3 protein-coding genes and 1 pseudogene are annotated in these 6,033 nt (G+C 67.3%); all 4 read left to right on the forward strand.

Features of this window, described 5'->3' with window-relative positions; all coding sequences use genetic code 11:
* Nucleotides 1–179: 179 nt before the first annotated feature.
* Entirely contained in the window at nt 180–2,618 is a 2,439-nt protein-coding gene (locus tag BM150_RS23320) for an ATP-binding protein (protein ID WP_175497003.1), read from the forward strand.
* Nucleotides 2,615–4,792: a hypothetical protein gene (locus BM150_RS23325; RefSeq protein ID WP_092930214.1), complete on the forward strand. Its 2,178-nt coding sequence runs from the start codon at nt 2,615–2,617 to the stop codon at nt 4,790–4,792. The genes BM150_RS23320 and BM150_RS23325 overlap by 4 nt, the downstream gene beginning before the upstream one ends.
* A complete protein-coding gene (locus BM150_RS23330; protein WP_092930217.1) occupies nt 4,789–5,397 on the forward strand; it encodes a hypothetical protein in 609 nt (202 codons plus the stop codon). Before BM150_RS23325 ends, BM150_RS23330 begins: the two co-directional genes overlap by 4 nt.
* Nucleotides 5,394–6,033, forward strand: a pseudogene (locus BM150_RS23335) (C40 family peptidase); the annotation flags it as partial. The gene BM150_RS23330 and the pseudogene BM150_RS23335, both read left to right, overlap by 4 nt.

Below are 6,033 nucleotides of genomic sequence, written 5' to 3' on the forward strand. Positions count from 1 at the left end.
GGGGGAGTGCGGTGAGCACGCAGCAGCAGACACAGGCCACCCGGCGCCGGTCAGCGTCACGGCGGACACGGCGGCCGAGCGAGGATGATCTCGCTCCGGCCTCCGGGCACCGGATGGCGATTCGGAGCGTGGACGGTCCGATCATCCGGACCGCCACCCACACATGGGTGTGGTACCGCTTGTCTCCACAGCGGTGGAATTTCCGTTCCAACCAGGATCGGGAACACCTGATCCTGTCCCTGTCGGACCAGCTCGCGGAGCTGGCCGGGCACTGGTGTCACCTGCGGGTGACCCACCGGCCCGAGTCCGCGCGCCAATGGGCGCAAAAACACCACGAACTCGCCCCGGCCGGGGCGCGACTTCCCGACACAGCAGCGGCCACGTCGTTTGACGACTACCTCGCCGGGGAACAACAGGCCATCGAGGGCCGCCAGATGACCGAGAAACAGGTCTATCTCGGCGTGCTACTGACCACGCGGACGATGCTGGACCGCACGGCCCAGCGCGCCCCCCGCTGGCTGCGCACCCGCGTTCCGCAGTTGGCCGAGGCCGAACTTCACGCGCTGGCCGATGAGATCGAGCGCGTGACCCACATCGTCGGCGGGATGGGCGGTGCGCTCGCCAGCGAGACCGATATGGACTGGCTGCTCTCCCGGTCGCACGCGCTCGGGCTGCCGATCGCCGCGCAACGCCCCGTTCCGTCCAGCCACCTCGAACCCGAGGATCTGGCGACGTTCACCGATCTGGCCGAGCACGTCCAGCAGCCCTACGCCCCGACCCTGACCGTGCGGGGGACTGGCGCGCTGGCCGGGCATGACCGGTCGGTGTGCGTGCTCTCGCTCGGGCAAATGCAACCGTTGAACATCCCCGAATCCGATGAGCCGTGGATGTCCAAGGCCGACATGATCGGCGCGGCCGTCGAGTGGTCGGCGCGGTTCTACGTGCGCCCCTCGGAATCGGTCTCGGGCGAGCTCACGCACCAGATGGACAAGGTGCGCGCCCAGGTCAACCACTACACGAGGGATCACGACCTGGACCCGCCGATGCGGCTGGAACGCCAGCACGAGCACGTGCGCCGCATTGACGACGAAATGTCGTCGGGGCTCTCCCAGCGCGGGACACGGCTGGTGGGCTGGTGGCGTCTGGCCGTGTCCGCCCCCACCGAAGACGCAGCGCTGGACTACGCCCGCCGTCTGGCCGACCTGTACAAACCCAGCGTGCGGATCGAGCACCCGGCCGCCCAGCACGCCTACGCCCGTGAATTCATGCCCGGGGAGGCCCTGGCGACCCGGGGATATCAGCGCCGGGGTTCGGTCGTGTGGGCCGCGGCCTCCCTTCCTCAGGTCACTTCGTCGGTGGGTGATCACCAGGGGCTCATGCTCGGTGAGACCGTCACCCGCACCGTGCGCCCGGTGGCCTGGGACCCGTGGCTCTCGCAGCGCGAGGACGGCTCGGGGCTGACGGCCCTGCTGTCCGGACTCGGCGGTGGGAAGTCTGTGTTCGGCGGGATGGCGATCTACAAGTCGTTGTGGATGGGGGCGCAGTGGACCGTGCTCGACCCGTCCGGGCCGTTGGCGCGGCTGGCCACGGTACCCGAACTCGCGCCCTACACGCGCACGATCAACCTGCTGGACGCGAAACCGGGCACGCTCAACCCCTACCGGATCGTGCCCGAACCCCAGCGCGAGCACTACGCCGACGAAGCCGACCCCGATGCGGCCTACCGGCGCGCGCTGACCACGGCCGCCGCCACCAGGCGGCGGCTCACCCTGGACACGCTCACCGGGCTGCTTCCCTACGAAGTCCAGACGCAAGCCTCAACGCGCATGGTGCTCAACCGTGCGATCCGGGCGTGCGGCGGGCAGCCCAGCACGCACCCCGGTCACGTGCTGCGCGCGCTGAAGAACGACACCTCGGAGGACGCCGAACACGCGCGCAACCTGCACGACCTGCTGGACGAGGTCGGTGAGCGGATGCAACTGCTCATCCCGCAGGACGACGCCGACCCCTACGGCGATCAGCACGAGGCGCGGCTCACGGTGCTGACCATGCCCGGCCTGACGCTGCCGAAGGAAAACGTGTCTCGGAAGGACTGGGACGGCCGCGAACAGGAAAGCGTTGTGCTGCTGAATCTGGCGGCGTGGCTGACACAGCGCAACGTCTACGACCAACCGATGAGCGCCCGAAAAGGAGTGTTTATCGATGAGGCGTCGTTTCTGGCCGAAGTCTCGACGGGGAAAATGCTGATGAACCGGTTCGCGCGGGATTCCCGGAAATGGGCGCTGCGGGTGCTGCTCGCCAGCCAAGTCCCGGCCGACCTGTTGCGCATTCCGGGCATCGAATCTTTGCTTGATTCTGTCTTCGCCGGAAAACTCTCGGGCGACCAGGCCCAAGAGGACGCGCTCAATTTGTTGGACGTGCCGATCGACCAGGGATTCGCGAACGTGTTCGCCACATTCCCGGACGGACGATCACGCGAGAAAGCGCGCCATTTCCTGTTCCGGGACTCCCGAAATAATGTGGAGCGGATTCGCGCCGATTTCTCCGCGCCGCACCTGGCGCACGTGCTCTCCGCGCTGAACACCACCCCCGGCGACGTGCAGGGGGTGCAGCGATGATCGGGCTCACCGCCGCACTGTGCATCCTCATTACCGCGTGCGCACTCGGGGGACTGGCGTGGATCGTGGGCCGTGGCCGAACCCGCTTCTGGCTGCGCGTTCCCCCGTGGGTCGCGCGGGCGTTCGTGCTGGCCGCCACGCTGGGGCTCGTGGCGGTCTCCGCCCTGACGGGGCCGATGGCGCGTGCCGCGCCGTTCGACTGCGCCGCACCGCCCCCGATTGACTATCCGGGATTCGGGTTGACGGGAAAACTCGATCCGTACGGAGTGAAAATCGGCTCCGGCCAGTCGGGAACGTCGTACGATTTGTACGGCTACGCCGGACAGGTGTGGCACACCTACGACATCGGATGTGGCGGTGAAGCGCGCAATCCGATGGTGCCCACCATGACCATGCTCAGTAATGGATTGTTCAACGTCGCCAAAGACGCAGTAGCGCTCACCAACGGATTGCATTACCTGCTGGTGAATGATGAAACATTCAATTGGCTCAACGATGTCGTGAAAGCCGTCTCCGGGTCGCTGTTCGAGGGTGTGTTCAGCGTGTGGGTGCCGCTGGCGCTGCTCATCCTCGGAGCCGTGTTGCTGTGGCACGGCGCGAAATCGGACAACGCCGGAGCCGCGAAACGCCTCACATGGGGCATTATCGGATTCTGGATGGCCGCCAGCGCCGCCCTGCTGCCGGTGACCTACAATGATTTTTTCCGTGGCTACCTGGTGGACATGACCGCCACCGCACAATCCGGTTTCGTCGATTCCGACAACTGGGATCGCCGTGATATGTGGCCGAGCACGGTGACCCAAACCGTGGTGTATGAAAACTGGCTCGCGGGAGAGTTCGGCAAGGCTGATTCCGAGTTGGCTAAGCAGTACGGGAAACAGCTTCTCGACGCGCAGGCGTGTGCCAAACGGGAATGGCTCCGCGACGGTGAATGCGACCAGGACGCCAAAGGGGAGAAATTCGAGGACATCGCCTCGCAGGTTGAAGAAGCCGATGCTTACGCGTACTCGGTGCTCAAAGGTGAGGAGTACTGGCCGCGCATGGGGGCCGCCACCGTGGCGGCGTTCCAGGGCGTCTATATCGTAGTGTTTCAGATCGTGGCGAAAATGATCATCATACTGTCGCTGGTGATGATCGCGATCCTTATTTTCCTGTTGCCGATTACCGGATTGATCGGCATGATCAATCCGGAAACGTTGAAAGGCAATATTAAGGTTTTCGGGACGGCGTTCGTTAACGCCATTATGATGGGGCTGCTCTCCGGTCTGCACATTCGGTTGGTCGTGTGGGCCACGAACAATCTCGGGTTTCTGTCCCAGAGTGTATTTCTGCTTTTGGTGACGATTCTTCTGCTGATGATCGCGCGTCCGATCAAACGCATGAAATCGATGATTTCGGCGACCATGCAGGTCGCCAACGCCAGTTTCGAGCGGTCCTACCCTCGGATGCGGTACCCGAAGCAGCGCAGGCACAAGCAGCGCGGCAACGACGGTGACGACGAACCCCGCTACAGCGTCGCACCCCCCAGACAGGGGGTGCGCTGGCACAGCGCCAACCGGGGCACCCCGGAGGAGCGCACCGCCGACACCGGCGGATCTGGCGCGGTCGAACCGGCCGGGCCGATCATGCCCCCGCCCGGAGGGGGCGACGGTGCCAGCACACCGGCCGAGGGGCCGATCTATGCCACCGCCACCCGCGTGAACACCCCTGGAGGGAGCGGGAACGGTGCCGCGCAGCAGCGCCACGACGCCGCCCGAACCCTGGCCGCCACGGCACTACGCACCGACAGCGGGGCAGGCAGAAGCCGGCCTTCTGACACCGGGGTGTCGGGCCGGCTCGCCCTCAGCGCGGGCGAAGCGAGCGGGAGCGCCCCCGAACCGCCGAGTTCGCCACCCTCGGGCGAGCAGCCCGGAGCGCCGAACGCGGGCGGCGGGACCGGGGGCAACGCGACCCCCACCCGCGAGCACGGCCGCGCCGGACCCGAGCAGGGCCGCAGCAGCCTCGGACTCGTGGACTCCGGGCAGGTCTACCGCCCCAGCGCCACCGAAGCCGGGAACCAGCCCGGTGAGGCCACCACCGCCGAAGGGCCATCCACGTTGGACGCGGCCCAGGACGAGACCGGCGCGTGGTACGTGCCCAGCGACCGCGACGAGCAGACAGGGGGACAGCAGTGAGTCCGATCCGATCGAACCGGGGACGGGCCGCCGCGTGGCGCAGCGTGTGGAGCTGGCCGCTGCACTCGCGCGGCCGTGCCCTGATCACTCTCGTGGTGGTGGTCGGCGTGCTGCTGGCCGTGGGCCAGCTCAGCACGCGCGACACCCAGCACGAACAGTCCAGCGGCACCGGTCCGGCCGCGACCACGTCCACGCCAGTCCCCGCAACACGCAGCGACGACACCACCGACCCGGCCGCGGAGGCGTCCCGGTCCGCGCTGCCCGCCCCGAGCACCGTGCGGGCGGTCGGCAAAGACGCCCCACCGGCCGCGCTGGAAGCGGCCGGTGGGTTCATGCGCAACTGGATCAACACCCCCGAGGGAATAGAACCCGAGCAGTGGCGCGACGGGCTCGAACCGTACGCGATGCCCGAACTATCCGGGCAACTGCGCAGTGTGGACCCCGCGCGGGTCACCCCGTCCGAACTCGTCGGTGACCCGCGCGTCGTCCGCGCCAGTCCCCCGGTTGTCGAGGTGCACTGGCCGACCGATACCGACACCGTGCGCTTGGTGCTCATCCACCCCGAGGGCACCTGGCGCGTGCGGGACGTGGGGGTCGCCGCATGAACAAAGCCCGAATCGCGCTGGGGGGCGGCACCGTCACGGCGCTGGCAGGCGGTCTGGTCGCCGTGGTGCTCATCTCCGGCACCACCACCCCCACCGCCAGCGCCGCCCCGTCCACCTGCGTCGCCACGCTCACAGGTGGGGCCGGGCAGTCCGGCCCCACCACCCTCGACGCTGAACAGCGAGGCATCGTCGGCCAGATCATCAGCATCGGTAAACAGCGCGGCCTGTCGCCGCGTGCCTGGCAGATCGCCATTCAGGCGGGCAAGGTCGAGTCGAAGTTGCGCAACCTCGACTACGGGCACGCCGATTCACTCGGGATATTCCAAATCCGCGCCATGCACGGCACCCGTGAACAGCGACAGAACGTGCGGTGGCAGGTCAATTGGTTCTACGACACGTTGCAGAACGTTCCGGACTGGCAGTCGATGAGGCCCGGCGACGCGGCCCAGGCGGTCGAGCGCTCGGCGTACCCGGACCGCTACAACCAGTGGGAAGACTGGGCCGTGTCGGTGATCGAGCAGTTCGCCGACGTCTCCGCCGAGGACCTGACCGGCTGCGACCCCAACGGCACACCAGGCAGCAACCCCTACGCAGCGAAGGCCATCGAATACGCCCGCGCCCAGATCGGCGACCCCT

It is taken from the genome of Actinopolyspora alba (assembly GCF_900112765.1).
GTDB classification, from domain to species: Bacteria; Actinomycetota; Actinomycetes; order Mycobacteriales; family Pseudonocardiaceae; genus Actinopolyspora; species Actinopolyspora alba.

Bases quoted from the DNA above. Each gene is read 5' to 3' on its own strand.
- BM150_RS23325 (WP_092930214.1), top strand. From the start codon at position 2,615: ATGATCGGGCTCACCGCCGCACTGTGCATCCTCATTACCGCGTGCGCA.